Raw genomic sequence first — 21,252 nt, forward strand, 5'->3', positions numbered from 1 at the left:
GCTGAAGGGGGCCCTGAAGGGAACCTCCTTACGTATCCTTATGGCCCATAGTAGAACACCCCCTAAGAAATTTCGGGGGTGTATACCCAAACGGATAGATTATTTTAATTGGGCTGTTTCAAGGCTAGTAGTTGTAGCATAACCAAGAATAGGCTGATTTCCCTTAATGCCTATACCTACTGTAAAGTCTTTGGGGATATTAGATGTGGGAACAGTCATGATTTCCCAACTCCCAGTGTACATATCATTATTTACTCCGTCTGATAAATCACCATTCAACCAGGCAACCTTAACACTGAAGGATGTGGCGGTAAAAGAACTCATGTAATAACTTATATAAGGAATTCGTTTTGTTCCATTGGTTTTCCAGCTTATAGAAATATTTGTCCCCACTGCAAGGAAGGAGTCTACCGTGACCACCGTGGCAGGCTGATTATAGGCACTCTTGTATGCGTACCGAAGATCGCCATTAGAAGAATTATAATATGCAATATGAATTCCCCCAAGATCATCAACAACTAGATCTACATACCACCCAGAAAAATCTGCATCAATCACAGTTGCATTGGTTTGCCATTGGGAACTGGAAGCTCCAGTTGGATCAGTGTTATAGCTAAACATAAGTTTTCGATTTGTTGCATCATACCATGCTATAACAGCAACAGAGCCATCTGGGGTAATTCCAATTGCAGAATATTGGCCGGCTTTATAAGTAGTAGTGGTGTTTCCATCGGCTACTACATGGTAACCTGCAGCAGAACCATCCGCCACATTACCATGATTTGCTATATTGCCTCCAAAAGTGGGACTCCCAGGATATGTACCGGACACAGTTCCATAGCGATACCGAACTTGATTATTAGAAGCATCGTAGTAACTCATGAATACATTTGTTGTACCACCATTAACAAACGTGACCATCTTGGGACTTTGAATCCTATTCGGATTGAAATTCGGGGATGCAGCGGTATTGCTATTTGCATTTTCAATCATGCGTTTATGGGAACCACTGCTATAGGCTCCGGTACTATTTAGTATATTGGTTCCAGCTTGCCAAGCATAGAAACCAAAATTAGCCCAGCCTCCTCCTGTACCAGTATTCATATCTTGATCACTACCAGTAACACCACTTCCTCCGTAATCTCCATTCATAGCTCCTGCATACCAGCGATCGTTTGAATCGATTGCAAAACCGGTATCATACCACTGGGTATAAGATCCATCTATTTTTGTATCTGTTCCATTGACGTTAACATGTACCTCTTGAGCCCCACTAGCGTATGCAAAGCCCACATATTCATTAGCGCTTCGGGATACCCGCATAGAAGGATAACGAATCATTGAACTGGTAACGAGACTATTGAATTTCCAGAGGTAGAGATAAGTATCATCGTTCAATTGAGCATTATTGACTCCATTACTAAAGGAATTCCATTCTTTCTCGTTGTTATTGTTATTATTAATAGAAGATACTCCGTTTACGGTAAGTATGAGTGTTCCACTGGTAGCTGTTGTTCCGGTATTAATTACGATTTGGGTCGTAGATCCACTTGATGGTGTGATAGATGTTCCATTAATAGTCACTCCCGTACTTGTCCCATTCAAATTAAATCCACTAATAGTAATATTTTCATTTTCTCTCACTGGATACCATCCAAGAGCAGACCTATTGAACGCACTCGGCTTAGATGCATACGCTGAGCTAAGCGCTGTTGTAATATCCTTGACATACGGCACCACGTCCACCTTCATGATGTTGAAGCCGGTGGTTAAGGCTGTGCTGTCAGTGGGAGTAGCGGGGGTCTGGACTGAGCCGTTGGGGCCGCCGCTTGCGGCAGGCCGGGCATCTTCTGCCCGCACCCGGATGCGCACATTCGCCCGGGCAACGCCGCTTACCTTACTGCTGTCCCATTCAAACGTCCATTCCACCGTATGGCCGCCTGCCAGGGTAAGGCTCTCACTTGTGGCAGTCCATTTTCCAAGAGTATTGCTTGTGTCTTCTACAAGACTACTGCCGCTAAATTTTGCTACCTGTTGCTCTTCGCCTGCATCAACTGTTCCGTTCCCATTCAGGTCTATCCAGATATAGAGGGCGTTAATCCGCTGATTGTCGCTGGCTCCGCCGCGGAACACGATGGTGCCGCTCACATCCGCATCGTTGCCAAAGACCTCATTCGTCTTATTAAATCCACTATCCTCGTTATCATAGGGGCTCTGGTTCCAGGGTTCGATATGGCCCTTCCATACGGACCGGTCGCTTGCGTTGTAATCCTTCACGTCCGAAGCAGCGAGCTGGTACAGCCATGCCGCGGGGGCCACCTCGTCCACATTGTCGATGGTAAGACCCACCGTAATGGTGGCGGTTAGCTCGTCGGTGGAATCATCATCGTCACTCGTGGTGCTGTCGTAGACCAGGATGGTAAAGAACCTATCGTTGGCGCTGCTGCTCTCCGCAAAACTGCTGGTATTGATGGTGACCGTATTGGATGTCAGGGTCCCATTCTGTTCGGTCCCGTTGTATGTAATCGAGTAGCGCTTGGTCCCGTTGCCGCCCGTCGCATTCACCTGAATATACAGGCGGTTCCCCCGGGCGGTAAAGTTCGTAGCGCTGTAGCCCGAGCTAATTTCGCTTGTTTTTTCGCCCGAGTCATCGGTATCGTCATCCCCATTCAAGTCTGTTCCAAGGACTATAGAAGTAATGCTTGGCTTGTTGTTGGCCACATAGGCGTTGGTGCTGCCGCTCACGGTGTTGCCCGCAAAGTCATAGGCCACATAGTTTACTTCCGTCTTGCCATCAGAAACCAGGATTGAATTGAACCGGGCCGCCCAGTTGTACACACCGCCGCTAATGGTAAGCCACTCGGCAAAGCCATCGTTATCTCCCGCAGAGCCAGTGTCGTTGCCGTCTTCCAGGCGGTTATCAATAACGATGCGGTAGTCGTTGTAGGCGCTGTCGCTCAGGTTCAGGACGCCGCTTGCATCAAGACTGCCACTACCGCCCTTTAAGCGGACTACGCTGTCGCCTCGCTTGAGGTACACCACCACCTGCTTAATACCCGACACAATGCCCGTATCCCGGACCGTTCCTTGCACTTCTGCCTGGGTACCGATGATTTCGCTCCCCGCCGTATAGGTCAGGTTCGAAGGCAGAATGTTGTCCACGTTAAAGCTCAGGCTTAGGATGCTGTGGAATCCACTTGAATCAATCGCATCCAGGGCCACCGCCATGATACCTGAGGAAGCGGGGAAGAGCCCTGCTTCGGTGGTGTTAATCGGTATTTCAAGCCGGTAGGTCATGTAGCCTGCCACATAGCCGGGTTCGCCGCTATTCACAAGCACCGCCCGGGGCTGGCCAGAGGCAGCCCCAATCAGTTCCTGACTGGAGATGCGGGGCCCTTCATGCTTAAAGATGATGCTCTGAAGACCGCTTTCGTCCCGTACATAGCCGGTGATAGTAAAGCTGCCCCCTACGGTGCTCCCTGTTTCGTGGGATATGTCGGCGTACTGGGGCACGGTCTTATCAAAGGTAATGGTCCGCACCACCTCAATTCCCGGAATACCATCGCCGGGGGTGGTCTTGTAATCCCAGGCTCGGACCTTGAACTTTATTGTCCGGGTGGTGTCGGTGCCGGTGGGATTGAATTCCCCATACAGGTTGATGGTCTGGTACCAGCTCGTGGTGCCGTTGACGAGGTACCAGGCGGTGGTACTGCTGTCCGATTCGTCCGCTGACGGCGGAGTAAAGCCGCTGATGCTCGGCCATACATCCCCCGCATCATTAAAATCACCGTCGTTATTCATATCAAAGGCAATCTGGACCTTCCAGATGGACTGACCATCCTGGGCAATACCAAAGATCCGCTTGTACCCCCCGATGGTTGCCCCATCGTCGGGGTCAAGGACGGTCACTTCCGGCCGGTCCCGGTTGGGGTCGATTTCAAGGGTGTAGGTTGATACATAGGATATATTCCCCGTGCTTCCTAGTCCCGCGGTATCTTCAGCGCGGATATAGATCTTCATCCGCCAGATATTCAGCCAGGTTTCGCCCGCATCCTGGACACCGTCCTGGTCGGTATCCCCAATGTCCACCGCATAGGTAGTATTGGCATAGGCGCTGATATTATTAAAGGTGTAGGACCAGCTTACCGTTCCCGTAGCAGGATACCAGGGGCTTCCTTCATAGTCTTCCTCGTTGACGGTCTTGCCGATACCGATCTTGATATTCTTAATCGTCGTGGTAGTATCCTCAGCGCTTCCGCGGATGCTTACCTTGCCATATACACTGGTTAAGTCCGCAGGATCGATGATGGTGACCACGGGGCCTGTGGTATCCACTACCACGGTGCGGCTTATAAGGGTGGTGCGACCCGCCGCATCGGTGACGCGGGCGTAGATGGTCCGGGTGCCATCGGGAATGGTAGCGAAGGTGTAGGTCCAGGTACCGCTCGTGCTGCCCGAACCACCTGACATGGTGGCCGTGACGGCGCCGCTCGTAAAGTCGCTAGAATCAATCTTAAGCTGTACGGAAACGACCGGGTTTTCGTCCCCATAGGTTCCTGTAAAGGTAAGGTCTCTGGCCTTAAGCTTGCTGTTAGCCGCAGGAGCGGTAAAGGCTCCGTCCGGGGCTTCCCGGTCAACCAGGAAGGTAGCGTCACTACTGGTACCTACGATGGCGGGGCTTGAAACATCGGTTACCCGGACCCGCAGGCTATACGCGCCGTCGGTGCTGCCCAGGTCGTAGTTCCAGCTTGCGCTGGTTCCCCAGCCACCGGTGGGGGCGGAGAGGGTAGTCCAGTTTGTACCACCGTCGGTGCTTACTTCTATAGAAGCAATACCATCATCATCGGTGGCGGTTCCGTAAATCTTAGAATCCGCAAGGTACACGCTCTGCTGGGTGGTAAAGCTTATCTGCGGTATATCGGTGCTCTGGTCGATCCTGAAGGTCCGGTCGACGGTGGCGATGTTTCCTGCCACGTCGGTTATGATGAGACGCAGGGTAATTTCATAGAGGCTGCCACTAATCAGGGTTGCGTAGGCGCTCTCGTCGTAGGTGCGGGTATCGAAACTCAGGCTCCAGTCATTTGCGCCAGTGGGGGCGCCAAGGTCGGCCACTTCCGTACCATCCTTCATGATGGCGAGCCGGAGACTACCTAAACCAAAGTTATCTGAAGCGGTTCCCGACAGGGTGATGATGTTATTGGTGGTGCTGCCGCTTGCGGGACTTGCAAAACTTCCGGAGGGCAGGGTCCTATCCACCGTGTAGGCATAGCTTTCCTGCCGTTTGTTGCCCGCATTATCTTCGGTTTCAAAGGTTACCTGGTAAATGCCCGTGCCGCTGCTTGTGGGGATGAGTCCCGTGGTAAAGCTTGTTGTGGCAGAACCGGGGCTCCCGAGGGTACAGGCGGTCCAGTTTACAACCACCGTAGCGCCATCCTTGACAACCCGGTAACGCACCGCCGTGACCGTACCTTGACTATCAGTCGCAGTTCCGCTCACCGTAAAGTCCCCATTGCGGTAGCCCGTGGTTGCGGGGCTTATGTTGCTGATGGTGGGGGCCCCCGCATCCTGGGTAAAGGTGATGCTCTTGGTGGCCACGGTTCCGTTCACATCCGCAATCTTAAGCTGCAAGACTTTGGCTCCATCGATGCTATTGGTAAAGGAGAAGCTGCTTAAGGTTTTTGCTGTAGCCGAACCGGTAAGGTACGAAGCGGGAATTTGCGTCCAATCGGGGCTCCAGGTGGTGCCCCCATCGGCGCTTAAGCGGTAATACAGGGTAGCATCGTTAAGACCGTCATCGTCGGCAAGACTTCCGCTGATGGTAATGGTCTGGCTCGACACAAGGCCGCCTTCCGTGGGACTGCCAATCGTAAAGGTGGGTTTATCCGTATCCTGATCTACCCGGATGGTATAGGATGCAACGGCCACATTGCCCGCATTGTCGGTACCCCGTACTTCGATACTGAGGTCTGCCTTATCGGTGTATGCAGTGGTATTAACCGCGAAGGTAAAGCTGATGTAGGGAGCGGTTCCGACGCTCTGCCAGGTGCCGCCACCAACGCGGTATTCCAAACCCGCAAGGCCGTTGAGATCGCTGGCGGTGCCGCTCATGGTCATGGTGCCGTTGCCGTACACGGTTCCGCTTATTTCAATATACGGAGCCGGTTGGTTAAAGCTTACTACCGGCGCGGTAGTATCGATAGTAATGGTTTTGGTAACCGAGGTGGTCTTCAGGGCGCCATCGGTCACGGTGATGCGGTATTCATAGGTACCATCGGAAAGGCCAGTAATATTCCGAGTGTAGGACCAGATGCCCGTTCCGCTGTCGTAATCAGCCGTACCGATGTCAGTAAAGCTAGTATCACCGGGTTTCTTTTCTGCTACCGTAACCAGGGCCACGAGGTACGAGTCGCTGGCAGTCCCCGTAAAGGTAATCGAGCCATTAGCAAGGGTTGCCACTGGACCGGTAAGACTAATCGAGGGGGCGCTCTGGTCAATGCCAAAGGATCGTTCGGTCTGGGCCGAGACATTGCCCGCCTTATCCACCGCTTTAACAAAGAGCTTCTTGGCTCCTTCGCCCAGGGCTGTTAGATTGATAGTCCCGCTCCAGCTTTCGGTTCCACTTGCCAGGTTCCAGCCTGCCAGGTCTGTGGGGGGCGTATACCCCGTGGCGGGTCCGACGATGTAATAAACCGCACCGATGCCAGCGCTTCCCACGTCACTGGCGGTGCCGCTGACGGTGTAACTGGTCCCGAGGATCCAGCTATTCATGCCGGGGCTGCTCACCGTGGGAGCCGAGGGGGCCTGGGTGTCCACAACCACCGTACGGGACGCACTGGTACTGCGGCCCGCTACGTCCGTTACCGTGATGGTGTAGGTATAGGAACCTTCTCCACTTAAGGAAATTGAGGCAGTCCAGGTTCTGCTCGTGCTCCCGGTTCCAAGGCTTACCGTAACAGGCTCAGAGGATCCCCCTTCTTTTGTCTGGGTAATGCTGACCGAAGCGACCCCATTGGTGTCGGTGACACTTCCTGCCAGGGTAAAGCCCGTGGTGCGGAAGACGGGGGATTCCCCAAAGGTGGTCCCATCAATCGTAATAGTTGCGAGGGCAGGTATGTTCTGGTCGACCATAAGAGTGATACTCTGTACGCTGCTCTGGTTCCCCGCCTTGTCGGTTACATACACATCCAGAGTATGATTCCCTTCACTTAATCCTGTATCGGGACCGGTGCCATCCGTATCCAGATCCAGGGTAGTATTCCAGCTTGCGGTCCCCGAAGCTTCCTGCCAGGAGCCTCCATCAACACGGTAATAGACCTTATCAAGACCGCTGGCCTCACTTCCACTATCGCTACTTGTCCCCGTAATAGTAACACCAGGTCCTGCCACAAAGGTCCCCGGACTTGTTACTGAGATGGTTGGCGCTACCGTATCGATAGTGACGGATACACTCGAAGATACGCCAACCCGTCCAAATTTATCCGTCGCCCGGACCAGCAGAACCTTTGTCCCATTGCTACTCGCTGCCGTAATCAGCTTGCTCCAGGCCTTGTTTTCGCCGGATGCGGCGGTAATACCCAGGTCCTCCCAGCTTATTCCACTATTCATACTGAACTCGACGTTGCTAATCCCGTTCGCATCCTGTACCGTTCCCTGGACCGTAAAGTCCGCCTTCCGGTAGGGGCCCACAGGGTTACCATCGCTGGCGTTTGCGTTCAATACCACCGTCGGTACCGCCGTATCGTAGGCAAACCACACCGGCGTCATCGAGGCATTAGAGACCCCCGTCGTATCGGTTACTTCAATCTTGAACGCATACGTCCCATCCGCAAGACCCGCCGTACTTACATCAAAATCAAAACTCTTCGAAAGGGTGCTCCCCGTCAGGTTTACCGTATAGCTTTCGCCAGAACCAAAACTTCCATCCTTGTTCTTGTCTATCCAAATCGTTGCCGTGTCCGGTACTCCATCGTCATCGGTAATTGTGCCGCTGATCTTTCCGCCGCTTACCAACAGGTTCTTTATCGTCGACCCCAGAATCCCGGATTCCGCCGTAACCGATGGGTCGAGGGACGTGAGACTTACCACCGGCAGGTCCGTGCTCTGATCTACATAGAAGCCCACCGCACTGCTCGCCCCTTCGTTCCCTGCTTTGTCCCGGGCTACTACCCACAGGTAATACTGGGTGTTGTCGGCCAGGGTTGTGGTATCGATGGTCTGGCCTGTAAGTATCTGCACTATAGAACCACCCACAGTGGCATCATAGGCTGGCGCACTTGTCCCATTCGTACTCACAAAGTACTTGACTCCCTCAAGACCATTCGCATCACTTGCGAGGGAGTTAAAGGTTACTGTTTTATTGACTTTATTTGCTGTGGCATATTTGGTAAAGCTCGTGATTTCTACAACAGGCTTGGTATCGTCGAATACAATCCGGCGGGTAAGGCTTGTCTTTTTCCCCGCGAGATCTTCCACGGTGATCCGATAGGTGTACTCCGCATCCACCAGGGTTAAGGCCGCGGGATTCCCCGGATCCCGGGGAAGGTTGTTCACAGTCACGGAGCTCGTGGTTCCACTGACAGCCCCGGAGTAGATAGTAACGTAGGCCCCGCTTCCCTGTTGCTGTTCTACGAGGATACTCTTTAGTTGATACGTATCTCCCACCGTTGTGGCAAGACTAAAGGTAGCGTTCCGGTATTCCCCATCACCAACGGAAACTCCGCTGATGGTGGGATTGGCCTTATCAAGATAGAACTGTAAACTCTGGGGAGTACTCACGTTGCCTGCCAGGTCTTCTGCATAGACCCAGAATTTTTTAGAACCCTCCAAAGCAGTTGAAAGGTCTACCGTGGCGGACCAATTTACGTTTCCTGCCAGACTTGTCCATGCCGCATTTCCGACAGCGGGGGGGGTATCGGTTTCGTTACCGATCCAATAGTAGATTGTCTTAATACCGGTGGTGTCGTTCGCGGTTCCGTCAAAGCGGGCAAGGCTTTCGAACCAGGAACCAGCGGCGGCCGGATTGGTGATGCTGATGGTGGGGGGCACCGTATCCAGGCGAATCTGGTGGGTTATGACGGTTTGTTTGTTAAAGAAATCCTGGGCCAGAATATAAAAGGTTTTTGTTTCGTCGATCCCCGCATTCACGGTGTAAGAGTAGGACCAGGTGCCGTCACTTGCGACGGTTACCAGGGTATTGTTGGCCGTATCAGTAAAATCTGCATTCAACGTACGGACGATAACCGCCTGGGTGCCCGCTGTGCCTGTATCAAGGTCTTTCAGGGCAAAGCTATCGCTGGCAGTTCCCTGGATCTGGAAAGTCCCGAGGCCTTTGTAACTACCGTAACTGGGAGAATTAACTGCCAGGGACGGAGGCTGTCGGTCTATGGCAACATAGAAGGGGCCAATGGTAGTGGAAACCGCGGGCTTCCCATCCTTGAGGGAGGCCTTATCAAATACCCTCACTTCCACCGCCCGCACTCCTTCGGGGATATCCGAGGGGAAGGTGTAATCGAAGCTGGTAGTGCTTGCGCTCGTTGCAGCCTGCCAGTCTCCCCACACAAGTGGATCGGATGAACTTTCAAGCCGGCTGGTATAGCGGATCTGCACTGTGGTGGCATCGATACCATCATCATCGGATAAGAGGCCGATGATACGGGCATTCGATTCAAGGAGGTTTGCTGCTGCCCCAGCCCAGGTACTCACCAATTGATTCAGGTTGGTAAGGTTAATCGTAGGATTATCGGTACTCTGGTCTATGGTAAGTGGGTCGTAAGTTATATATGTAGTGTTCCCAGCCTTATCTCGAGCCCCAAAACGGAGATACAAGGTACCAGTGAGACTTGTGGTGTCAATAGCTACCGCATAGGGAGCGCTGCTAAGTTCCACATAGCCTGAACCATTCCAGTTCTGGATCGATTCGGCCGGTGGTGTCGTTGTGTACGTCCAATACCGAACCCCCGCAAGACCGTTGGTGTCCGCCGCAGTGACCGAGGCTTTGATGATACCGTTTACTCGTTTATCGCTGGATTCTACAATTGGGTACACCTGGTTAAAACTAAGGTCGGGCGCGGTGTTATCTATAGTCACCTGCAAGTCTCGACTTGATTTTGAACCGCCCCGATCTACCGATCTTACCTGCACATTGTAGTAGCCCTCGGTGGTGTTGGTGCCATTCCAAGTCCAGGTGTAGCTTCCGGCACTTCCTGAAAGATTGGCGTCCTGCCAAGAAACACCGCCATCCAGACTTATCTGTACTGAATCTATATCCCATCCATCGCTCGCGGTACCCGAAAGGGCAAAGACGTCAGAACGGAGGACGTTGCTTGCTAAGGGATTCACCGTCAACGTCGGGGGACCGTTGTCGATAACGAAGGATTTGTTTTCTACTTTCGTGGTTGATGCATCTTTACCATTTTTATAGGCCGCATCATCGGAGACTTCAAAAGAAAACTTGTATTCACCCTGCGGAAGAGACGTCTCTTGGGGCACCGTAAAGCGGAACCGCACACTGGTGGCTTTTGTTGTGCCTGAGGGATTTGCAGTGAGGCCCAAATTTGCGACAGTGTATTCATATTTAGTTCCAGTACCTGTTTCCAGCACCAACTTCGCACTGCTGCGGTCCACCGCATCGTCGTCTTCCACGGTGATATCGATGGTGTCCCCATTTTTAAAGATGTTGCCGCTGTACAGTGTGGGATTTCGAGGATAGTTTGCAGCGGTACTTACATCCAGACTGGCGGGCCAGGTAATCCGCGGCGCGTCATAGGTTAAATCCACATAGCAGGTTTGGGTAACCTCAGCGCTGTTTCCCGCCTGGTCGGTCACAATGAGTTTTAACTCAGCGCTGTAGAGGTTGCCTGAAATATTAGTAAACGCCGCGTCCTTCCATTTACTTCCATCAGTAACTAAACCAGTAACTACATCATCAAAATCAAGGTCTACGCTCCAGCTTGCCACCTCCGAGGCAGTGGGGGAAGGATTGGCGTCGGTAGGGAATATGCGGACGCCGCCGAGGGTTACTACCACACTGGAAAGCCGGCCGCTTCCGTCTTCGGCCATACCCTGTATTTTTTCTTTGCCATTATAAGGATTATCCTGAGAAGTTCCTCGGTCAGCTGCAAATATAAAGGCCCCTGAGGGGGGCGTGGTATCCACGTTTACCGTGCTCTGCCATTCACTGCTCTTATTGCTTGCGTCGGTGGCCCGGGCGGTAAATACATAGCGTCCATCCGCCAGTTCCCCCTTGTTAAAAGTCACCGACCAGCTATTTCCCGAAACCACGGCCCGTTTCGATTTAGTGCCACTTTCCCAGATCAGCTCTACCGACGAAATAGCCCCATCGTCGGTAACGGTTCCGCTGATTACGATCTTACTATCGGTATAGTTCACATAGGCATTATTCACGGGGCTGGTGATCCGGACCTCCGGAGGATAGAGATCCACCTTATTCCCAAGACCCACGTTAAACAGTTCGCAGGAAAGGGGAACCATCACACCTATCAGGCTTATACCAAGAACTCCCCACCAATAAATTCTTTTATGAGGATTCTGTGATGGTTGCCTCATTGTATTCATATATGTTTCCTCCACTATCTCTAGCTGTCTTTCTAAAAATGACTCGAATGACCGAAAATAGCATGCAATAATCATGCCATATACGGTTTGATTAACAGGTCTTTCATGAATCTTAACTATTTGCATATAAATCATTTATTATTTTTACATCTATTTTACATCTTTTATTTTGGAGATTCTTGTTAAAAAGTCGACAGATTCGTCGAATTCTAATAATTTGCGGCGAATGAGCCGTTTCTGGGGGGAAAACTGTGTTTTGTAAAGAAGGCGGTAAGAATGTAAAAGTTCCCTTTTTACGGGTATAGAGCTTTTGTGTTCTTTTTCAATCTTTGCTATAGTAAGTAGTACCATTATGTACAAGCTCCGTCGTTACTGGTCCGTATGGATCCTTATTCCCCTTATTCCGATTCTGCTTATTCTTGCCTATGGACAGATCCGCTGGGCCATCGATGTGGGTAATAAGGAACAGCTTCGATTATCCCAGGATTTGTATTCCGCTGCCCTACAACTGCGGTCGGCCCTTCAAAATGAAATTGCCGTATTGCCAGGGATTTTTACGGTCTCGGCGGAAGATTTTTTGGAGATGCTTAAGGAGAAAAATTGGACCCCTTTCCAGGAGCGATGGAATAGTTACCAGCGCTATGCCCTGGTTCCCTCGCTTATTAAAGATCTTTTTATTGTGAAGAAAAACAAAAAAGAGGGTCAGATTATAGCCGCCTGGAAATGGGAAAAGGACCGTTTTGTTTCGACCACGGTACTGCCCGAAGGGCCGGGGGTGTTTTTTTCTCCCCTGGAAAAAAAAGAAAAAAGCTCTTCCGCGGCCCCTCCCGATGTTCCTCCCGGGGTTCCCCCGGGGGCTTCCCATAGTGAGTTTGAGCTTATTATCAGGATTGATTTGGAAGTCCTGGGAAACAAGCTTATTCCTCTTCTTGCAAAGGAACAACTTCAAAATAAAGGAGATTATTACTTTCGTATTCTTGATACCTATCAGAAAGCAACGGTGTATGTTAGCGGAACTAACAAGGCTTTTCTCCAGATAGATGAACTGTTCTGCACGCCCGATCTTCGCTATCCTCTGTTTAATACTAATTTCTTCGTTCTGTTTTCCCGTCTTTCCCGGGATCTCTCCGCAGAAGGGTCCGCTCCGGCTATGAGTCTTCTGAAATTTCGTCGAGAAAACCTGTTTATAGAGCCGGTTCCCCAGGATGTACCGGTGCAATATCGTCCCATGGGTCCTCCGCCAGAAGAGGACCCCTTTCAAAGAAGCCGTTGGATTTTAGAAGCGGTTCATGTCTCTGGATCTCTTGCGGTGGTAACCCACTGGGCAGTGGTACGGAACATTTCCCTGAGTGCTATCATTCTTTTCTTGATTACCGCGGCCCTTATAGCCCTTTCCCGGGGGGTCCGAAAAAACCAGGAGTTGGCGGAACGACAACAGGAATTTATCGCCACCGTAACCCATGAACTGAAAACCCCTATCGCGGTCATCCGATCGGGGGCTAATAATCTTGCTTCGGGGATAATAAGCAAGGGAGAAAAGACCCGTGAATATGGAGCGATGATAGAAGAACAGGCCCTGCGGCTTCTGAATATGGTAGATCACCTTCTGTTGTATTCCCGTCTGGGAAATCAGGATGGTCTTTCTCTTACAAGAATCAACATGAGCCATCTTACTGAAGGAATAATTCAGGAATACCTTCCCCGCCTTATGCAAGAGGGCTTTACCCATGAATTTCATATTGAAGGCGATCTCTTTGTCGACGGGGATCCCCTTGCTCTGGAACTGGTCCTGACGAATCTTATAGAAAATGTGTTTAAACATGCCGTTTCAGGTCGTTTTCTGGGTATTGACCTTTGGAAAGAATCTTTGACACGATGGGGTAAAACGAAAGGATGGATTGTGATACAGGTCCGGGATCGAGGAAAACCGCTTCCCCGGAGGGAGCGCTTTTTAATTTTTGAAGCCTTTTATCGGGGAATTGATGCCCGGCGAGAACAGCGGCGGGGAAGCGGTCTGGGATTAAGTCTGGTACGTCGTATTATTTCTGCCCATGGGGGGACCGTCACGTATGAAACCGACGGTAACCTCGGTTCCCGTTTTATTGTTCGTTTACCGGAGGGAGTAAAAAATGAATGAAAAACCTATGATTCTGATTATTGAGGATGAAAAAGATCTGGTGGTTACTATTGGCGATCGTCTTACTGCAGAAGGATATTCCTGCGAAGCGGCTACTACGGGTCCTGAGGGGTATGAGAAAGCCCTCAAGGGGAATTATGGGCTTATCCTTTTAGATATCATGCTCCCCGGGAAAAATGGTTTTGATATCTGTCGGGACCTGCGGGCCCAGGGTGTCCAGACGCCGGTTCTTATGCTTACCGCCCGGACCCAGACCATCGACAAGGTGCTGGGGCTTAAATTGGGGGCCGACGACTACCTCTGTAAACCCTTTGATATGGAAGAACTCATGGCCCGCATCGAAGCAATCCTGCGGCGGGCGGAGCTTTCTCGGGAACCCGCCGGGCCTGCCCTTTCTAAGGAAATCCTGCAGCAAAAGCGGGGAAGGGAGGTATATGAGCTTTTTACCGTGGATTTTTCCCAGGCCATCATAGAACGGGATGGCGAGAAGATCCCCCTTTCCGCCCAAGAGTATAAGGTATTGGTGTATCTTACCCAGCATCCCAACGAAGTGGTAAGTCGGGAGACCCTTCTAAATACCGTCTGGGGCTACGAAACCGACACTACTACCCGGACGGTGGATGTGCACATTGCCTGGCTTAGAAAAAAAATCGGCGACCACGATCCCTTCCCCCGGCATATCCATACGGTTCGGGGCCTGGGCTACCGCTTTGTGCCATAAGGGATACTCGCTGCGCCGGGCCTTGCCTTTCTGGTGGTCAGGCCTGGCATAGAGGAGACAAAGCATAACACTCACATCTTTTCTCTTCCGTTGAGTCGATATCAATCATTCAAAAAATATCTATAAAAAAACCTTGCTTCTTTAAAAAAGAGGTCGTACAATAGCACTGTAACAGCTTTTGTCCAGGCAACGGTTTTCCTTCTTTGGTGGTACAACAGGATAGTAAACCAGGGAGGATGCTATGGACCAGCTTAGCACGGTACTCCACAAATATCGAGATAAGCCAGGGGCCCTCCTGGCCATGCTGGAAGAACTCCAGGAAACAAGTCCAGGACACTATCTAGAAGAACAAAAGCTTCGGGATCTTTCCCAGGCTACAGGAATTCCCCTCTCTCAGATATATTCGGTGGCTACTTTTTATTCCTATTTTAACCTTACTCCCCAGGGGAAGCACAGCCTTGTGGTGTGCCGGGGAACGGCCTGCCATACCCGGGGATCCCTCGGGCTTTTGCAGGAAGCCCTTCGCCACATTGGTATGGAGCTTCAAGGTGGAGAGGAGGAAGGCTCTTACACCAGCGCCGACGGTGCCCTTACCATCCGCACCGTGGCCTGTTTTGGCCAATGTGCCCTGGCACCGGTGATTGCCTTAGACGGCAAAATCCATTCCCGCCTTACCGTGGGAAGGCTTATCTCGATTATTGAACGACTGCGTCGGGGGTAGGGCCTATGAATCGACTGACGACGATCCAGGAATTGCAAGAAGCCCAGAAACGGGCGGAACCCCTGTTACAGCCCCCCTATCCGCGGGTCACTATCGGGATGGGCACCTGTGGTATGGGGAATGGGGCGGAAGAGCTCTATCAAGTATTGGCCCAGCAAACCTCGAACGGGAAAGGCCGGGAAGCGTGGCGGCTCGTCAAAACCGGCTGTTTTGGCTATTGTGCCGCAGAGCCCCTGGTATTCATCACCCTGCCGGGCTCGCCGGTTCTTATGTTTTCCCGGGTAGAAAAGAAAAGGCTCCTTAAACTCATGGATACCCTCTTTTCTGATAGGGGAAGGGAAAAACTGTTTTCCCAGGCGGAGGGACAAATCGATAGCTGGGACTTTGTAACCCGCCTCCACGAGTTTGGTCCAGCCATTTCTTCGGTGCCTCGATGGAACGAGTGGGATTTTTTCCGATACCAGACAAAGATTGTGTTACGGGATGCGGGGCTTATCAATCCCGAAAGCCTGGAAGAATACCTTGCCGCAGGGGGCTATTCGGCCCTGGCCAGGGTACTTTCCGGTATGAAACCCAAGGAAGTAATCCAGCAAGTAGAGCTTTCCGGTCTCCGGGGCAGGGGAGGGGCGGGTTTCCCGACGGCTCGGAAGTGGCAGCTTCTGGCCGAACAGGCGGATTCCCTGAAATACCTCATTTGCAACGCCGACGAGGGGGATCCAGGGGCCTACATGAACCGAAACGAAATAGAAAGTGATCCCTTTGCTCTTATAGAAGGAATGACGATCGGGGCCTATGCTACAGGATCCAGGGAAGGGATCGTCTACATTCGGGCGGAATATCCCCTGGCGGTAGAACGGCTTAGCGCCGCGGTAGAACAGGCCCGTGCAGCGGGGCTCCTGGGGGCCCATATTCTGGGAACGGATTTTTCCTTTGATATCCACCTGGTAAAGGGCGCTGGGGCCTTTGTCTGCGGAGAAGAAACAGCCCTTATCGCCAGTGCGGAGAGTAAGGCGGGACGGCCCCGGCCCCGGCCCCCCTTCCCGGTTCAGCAGGGATATCAGGGGCATCCTACGGTAATTAACAACGTGGAAACCTGGTGCACCGTTCCGGCCATTCTTGCCCGGGGCGGGGCATGGTATAGCCAGTTTGGCACCGAAAAAAGCAAGGGCACCAAGGTGTTTTCCCTGGTGGGTAAGGTACGCAACACGGGACTCGTGGAACTTACCCTGGGGACCTCCCTGGAGAAGGTAGTGTACCAGATGGGGGGCGGGGCCGGGGCCAGAAAGCGGGTAAAGGCCCTTCAATCCGGAGGCCCTTCAGGGGGCTGTATCCCCGCCGCCAAATTCAATGTACCCATCGATTATGAGTCCCTAGCGGCCCTGGGGTCTATCATGGGGTCCGGCGGCATGGTGGTGATGGATCAGGATACCTGTATGGTCGATGTGGCCCGCTACTTCGTGGGGTTTACCACCGCCGAATCCTGCGGGAAGTGCACCCCCTGTCGGGAAGGGCTTGCCCAGATGCGACGGATCCTGACGGCCATTACCCGGGGAGAAGCCACGGAAGAGGATCTTCAAACGTTGGAACGGCTTGCCCGGATCATAAAGGATACGGCCCTCTGCGGATTGGGGCAAACCGCCCCCAATCCGGTGTTAACGACCCTTGAGTATTTTCGGCAGGAATATGAGGAACATATTCGGGATAAGCGCTGCCGGGCGGGGACCTGTGAAGATCTCTACCTGGCCCTCTGTGAAAATTCCTGTCCCCTTCACATGCATATTCCCGGCTACCTTGCCCTGGTACAGGAGGGGCGGCTGGAAGAAGCCTACGAACTTACCCTGCGGGATAATCCTCTGCCGGGGAGCATCGGCCGGGTCTGCCACTTTCACTGTTCTACCCGGTGTCGTCGGGAAATGCTGGATGATCCGGTGCAACAGGGCGAAATCCATCGATACCTGGCGGATGCCATGCGGAAAACCGGAAAGGACCGGGAGATATGGAAAAAACTGGCCCGGGAAAAGGCCGCCCCCACGGGGAAGAAGATCGCCATCCTGGGGGCGGGTCCTGCGGGACTTACCGCGGCCTTTTATCTTTCCCGTTTAGGCCATGAGGTGCACCTTTTTGATGCCCATCGCTTACCGGGGGGAATCCTTCGGTATGGTATCCCCGCCTATCGGCTTCCCAAGGAGGTGCTGGACCACGAACTGGGGCTTTTTAAACAGTTAGGGGTCACCTTCCATGGGGAACTGCGACTCGGGGTGGAACTGCATCTTGAGGAGCTTGAAAAAGACTACGATGGGGTGGTGCTTGCTATCGGAGCAGAAAGGGACAGAAAGCTCCACATCCCCGGGGAAGAACTTCCTGGGGTTCACCCGGGATATGAGTACTTGGATCTTTTTGCGGAGCGGCGGGCCCCAAAACTGGGGAATAGGGTGCTTATCATTGGGGGCGGTAATGTGGCTATCGATGCGGCCCGGACACTCCAGCGATTGGGTAAGCAGGTGACGGTGGTGTATCGGCGTATGCAGGAGGATATGAGCGCCAATCGGCAGGAACTGGAAGGTGCCCTGGAAGAAGGTATCGTCTTCCGATACCTTCGGGCCCCTAAGGAAATTGTACCTGCCCCTGAAGGCAAGGGCCTGGTACTCCGTTGTGATGTCATGGAAGCGGGTCCCATCGATGCGAGTGGTCGTCCCCGTCCGGTGCCCACCGGCACTGTAGAAGAACTTGGGGCGGATGATATTATTGTGGCGGTGGGAGAAACGGTGGAGACTCCCCTCCTGGAAAGGGAAGGTCTCCTTGTAAGTCCTGAGGGATCCCTGGCTATCGATCCTTTTACAGGAAAAACCAATCGACCCAAGGTCTGGGCCATGGGAGATGTGGTTTCGGGGCCTTCCACCGCTGCAGAGGCTATGGGGATGGCCAAGCGTCTTGCCCGGGAGATAGATCGATCCCTTACCGGAGCGGATCGTTTCCGGAGTCTTTTCCGGGAGTTTTCTTACAAGCAGGAGATTCCCCTTACACCGGAGGGAAAGCGAAAAAATCGGCCGCCCCATCTTCCCCCGGACCAACGGATTGGAAACTTTGTGGAGATCAACCTGGGCTATGACGGAGATCAGGCCTTAAACGAAGCCCGTCGGTGCCTTCGCTGCGATGTACGACCCAATGCCCGCAGTCCCTGGAGGTAAGGTTATGGAACATCAATCCATTCAAATTGAAATTAACGGGATGCCCATTACGGTACCGAAGGACACCCTCATTGTGGAGGCCTGCAAAACCGCGGGCTTCCCGGTTCCTACCCTCTGTCATCTTCCGGGTCTTTGCAGCAATGCCTCCTGTGGGGTCTGTGTGGTGGAGGTAGGGGGAGCAAAAACCCTGGTTCGCTCCTGTGTTCAGAAGGTAAGTCCCGGAATGAAGATTGTTACCAATTCTTCCCGGGTTTTGCAGGCCCGGAAAACGGTGGTGGAACTGCTTCTTGCCAACCATCCTGAGGACTGCCTTTCCTGTCTGCGGAACCAAACCTGCGAGCTTCAGGCCCTGGCAGAACAGGTGGGCGTTCGCCGGGGCAGCTATCGGCCTACGAAAAAATTTCCACCCCCCGACGATGCCGGAGCAACCATTGTTCGGGACAACACAAGGTGCATCCTGTGCGGTCGTTGTGTCGCGGCCTGTCGGGAAATTCAAGGGGTGGGGGCCATTGATTTTATGGGACGGGGGCTCCATACCCATATTGGGACCTTTATGGACCGTTCCCTGGCCCAGTCGGTATGTGTGTCCTGCGGTCAGTGTACGCTGGTGTGTCCCACCGGGGCCCTTACCGAACGGGACGAGAGTGACCCCGTGCTTGCGGCCATTCATGATCCCGACAAGGTGGTAGTTGTGCAAACCGCCCCGGCCATCCGCTCCAGTTTGGGGGAGGCCCTTGGCATGCCCGCGGGGAGCCTCGTGACCGGTTCCATGGTAGCGGCCCTCCGGCGACTGGGCTTTGATTATGTCTTCGATACCCAGTTTGCGGCGGATCTTACCATCATGGAAGAGGGAACCGAACTCCTCCATCGAATTTCGAATGGTGGGATCCTTCCGATGATTACGAGTTGTTCCCCCGGATGGATTAATTTCATTGAAACCTTTTATCCGGAATTGCTTCCCCACCTTTCTACCTGTAAGAGTCCCCAGCAGATGTTTGGGGCCATAGCAAAGTCCTGGTGGGCAAAAAAGATGAACATCGATCCTGCCCGCATCGTGGTTGTTTCTATCATGCCCTGTACGGCCAAGAAATACGAGGCCCGACGACCGGAAATGCGGGACGCATATCGTTGGTGGCAGGAGCAGGGGTATGGTAGGGCTCCCTTTGATGACGTGGATTATGCCCTTACCACGCGGGAACTGGCCCGCATGATCCGGCGGGTGGGGATAGATTTTTCCCTGCTTCCGCAGGAAGACTTTGATGCCCCCCTGGGGCTTTCCACCGGCGCTGCTACTATTTTTGCGAGTACCGGTGGGGTGATGGAAGCGGCCCTCCGCACGGCCTACGAATTGGTAACCCACAAATCGCTCCCCCGGCTGGAGTTTGAAACCTTACGGGGTATGGAAGGCATAAAGACAGCCCAGGTAGAACTGGATGGTACTTCTCTTAAGGTAGGTGTAGCCCATTCCCTTAAAAATGCCCGGATGTTATTGGAGGAACTCCGTTCAGGTAAGAGTCCCTATACGTTTATAGAGATCATGTCCTGTCCTGGAGGCTGTGTCGGAGGTGGGGGACAACCCCTGCGGACCGATTGGAACAAAAGGGAACTGCGCCAAAAGGCCATATACCAGGAAGACGCGCGGCTTCCCCTCCGAAAGAGCCATGAAAATCCAGCAATTCAGGAACTATACCGGGACTTCCTTGGTAAACCTCTCGGGCATCTAAGCCATGAACTGCTCCATACTTCCTATGGGCCCCGGAAGGTGTAGAGTGGAATGATTGCGAAGGGCCCCGGGAAACCTCCCTTACCGAAGGATCAGTTCTACATCAAGTACTTGCTGCATCACCGGTGGTTTGCGGTGATGTAGCAGGGAAAAGAGCATGGAGGCCGCTAGCTCTCCCAGTCGGTCGATGGGCTGGCGTACGGTACAGACCGGTATATCGAGGTAATCAAAAAACCGGTAATCGTCAAAGGCTCCGAGGCCAAAGCGCTTTAAATGGATACCGGCCAGTCTGAGAACATCGATGCAGTCCAAAAGTAGATCTCCCCCAGCGGTCACGCAGAGGGCATCCATATCAGGATGGTCCTGTAACATCTCTCCGAGAACCCGTCGGGTTTCTTCGCTTTTATATTCGGTATAATACATAGCTTGCCAGGTTATACCTGCTTTTTGGAGGGCCCGCTGATATCCCTGGACTCGTTCCTGGGTATAGAGATACTGAGGTGGACCACCAAGGCACCCTATTTTCCGATACCCCTGTTCTATCATATGGCTCACGAGCCGTTCGCTTCCTCCAAGATTATCCACGTCCACCGCATAGTGGTGGATCCAGCTATTACGGCCAATGAATACAAAGGGAATTTCTTCTTCGATAAGCCGGGAAGTGGCCGCCGCATCGATCTGTTCTGCACCGATGATAAGGCCATCCACGTTTCTCCTCCGGATGACCGTGTTGATAGGGGCTGATATTTCGCCTTCATGGGGGGTGGTGAGAATAAGAAGGGAGTAGTTATGACGGGTGGCTGTTTGGGCTATAGCGGTGATCATGGCAGACCAGTAGGCACCCGACAGAGAGTAGGCCGCTTCATGGGGAATAAGGAGCCCAATGCTCCCGGTCCGATTCGAAGCTAAGGCCTGGGCAGTGGCACTGGGTTCGTAGTTTAATTTTTTCGCCAGCTCCAGGATGTACTGCCGCTTTTCTTCGCTAACCCCTTTGTGTCCATTCAGCGCTTTAGACACGGTACTCTTTGCAACCCGGGCGATGCGGGCAATTTCATTGATAGTGGTTTTCATTCAAACCTCATGGATGCTCTTGGTAGTAATATCGTATTACTATAGTATACCATGAGTTCCTTTTCCACTGGGGAATGATTGTTACTTTTCTCCCGGCGGTTTTCTACGACGAGGGGT

The 21,252-nt window shown here is 52.6% G+C and carries 7 protein-coding genes; 5 read left to right on the plus strand and 2 right to left on the minus strand.

All coding sequences use genetic code 11. From position 1 onward, the window contains the following. Positions 1–99 precede the first annotated feature (99 nt). The gene (locus C5O22_RS02985) at positions 100–11,574 is read right to left on the minus strand and encodes an Ig-like domain-containing protein (protein ID WP_165910379.1); all 11,475 of its coding nucleotides are present in this window, start codon (positions 11,572–11,574) and stop codon (positions 100–102) included. Positions 11,575–11,926: 352 nt separating this feature from the next. On the opposite strand from C5O22_RS02985, the gene C5O22_RS02990 reads away from it, so the two are divergent. The 5 genes from C5O22_RS02990 (at position 11,927) to C5O22_RS03010 (ending at position 20,109) form a co-directional block, all read left to right on the plus strand. After that, the gene (locus tag C5O22_RS02990) at positions 11,927–13,711 is read left to right on the plus strand and encodes a sensor histidine kinase (protein ID WP_132779717.1); all 1,785 of its coding nucleotides are present in this window, start codon (positions 11,927–11,929) and stop codon (positions 13,709–13,711) included. Beyond that, positions 13,704–14,432, plus strand: a complete 729-nt coding sequence (locus tag C5O22_RS02995; protein WP_132779718.1) for a response regulator transcription factor — start codon at positions 13,704–13,706, stop codon at positions 14,430–14,432. The genes C5O22_RS02990 and C5O22_RS02995 overlap by 8 nt, the downstream gene beginning before the upstream one ends. Positions 14,433–14,673: 241 nt before the next feature. Next, complete coding sequence (locus tag C5O22_RS03000) at positions 14,674–15,153, plus strand: NADH-quinone oxidoreductase subunit NuoE family protein (protein WP_132779719.1); 480 nt, start codon at positions 14,674–14,676, stop codon at positions 15,151–15,153. 5 nt (positions 15,154–15,158) lie between these two features. Next, positions 15,159–18,341 (plus strand): FAD-dependent oxidoreductase, encoded by a 3,183-nt coding sequence (locus tag C5O22_RS03005; RefSeq protein ID WP_132779720.1) that lies wholly within the window; start codon positions 15,159–15,161, stop codon positions 18,339–18,341. 4 nt (positions 18,342–18,345) lie between these two features. Further along, a complete protein-coding gene (locus tag C5O22_RS03010) occupies positions 18,346–20,109 on the plus strand; it encodes an NADH-dependent [FeFe] hydrogenase, group A6 (RefSeq protein WP_132779721.1) in 1,764 nt (587 codons plus the stop codon). A gap of 36 nt (positions 20,110–20,145) precedes the next feature. Here C5O22_RS03010 and C5O22_RS03015 read toward each other — a convergent pair whose 3' ends face one another. Further along, positions 20,146–21,135 (minus strand): LacI family DNA-binding transcriptional regulator, encoded by a 990-nt coding sequence (locus tag C5O22_RS03015; protein WP_132779722.1) that lies wholly within the window; start codon positions 21,133–21,135, stop codon positions 20,146–20,148. Positions 21,136–21,252 lie beyond the last annotated feature (117 nt).

Origin of the sequence: Treponema sp. J25, assembly GCF_004343725.1 — a bacterium.
Taxonomy (GTDB): Bacteria; Spirochaetota; Spirochaetia; order Treponematales; family Breznakiellaceae; genus J25.

Coding starts and splice junctions, on each gene's coding strand:
- C5O22_RS02985 (WP_165910379.1), bottom strand. CDS start 11,574: ATGAATACAATGAGGCAACCATCACAGAATCCTCATAAAAGAATTTAT.
- C5O22_RS02990 (WP_132779717.1), top strand. CDS start 11,927: ATGTACAAGCTCCGTCGTTACTGGTCCGTATGGATCCTTATTCCCCTT.
- C5O22_RS02995 (WP_132779718.1), top strand. CDS start 13,704: ATGAATGAAAAACCTATGATTCTGATTATTGAGGATGAAAAAGATCTG.
- C5O22_RS03000 (WP_132779719.1), top strand. CDS start 14,674: ATGGACCAGCTTAGCACGGTACTCCACAAATATCGAGATAAGCCAGGG.
- C5O22_RS03005 (WP_132779720.1), top strand. CDS start 15,159: ATGAATCGACTGACGACGATCCAGGAATTGCAAGAAGCCCAGAAACGG.
- C5O22_RS03010 (WP_132779721.1), top strand. CDS start 18,346: ATGGAACATCAATCCATTCAAATTGAAATTAACGGGATGCCCATTACG.
- C5O22_RS03015 (WP_132779722.1), bottom strand. CDS start 21,135: ATGAAAACCACTATCAATGAAATTGCCCGCATCGCCCGGGTTGCAAAG.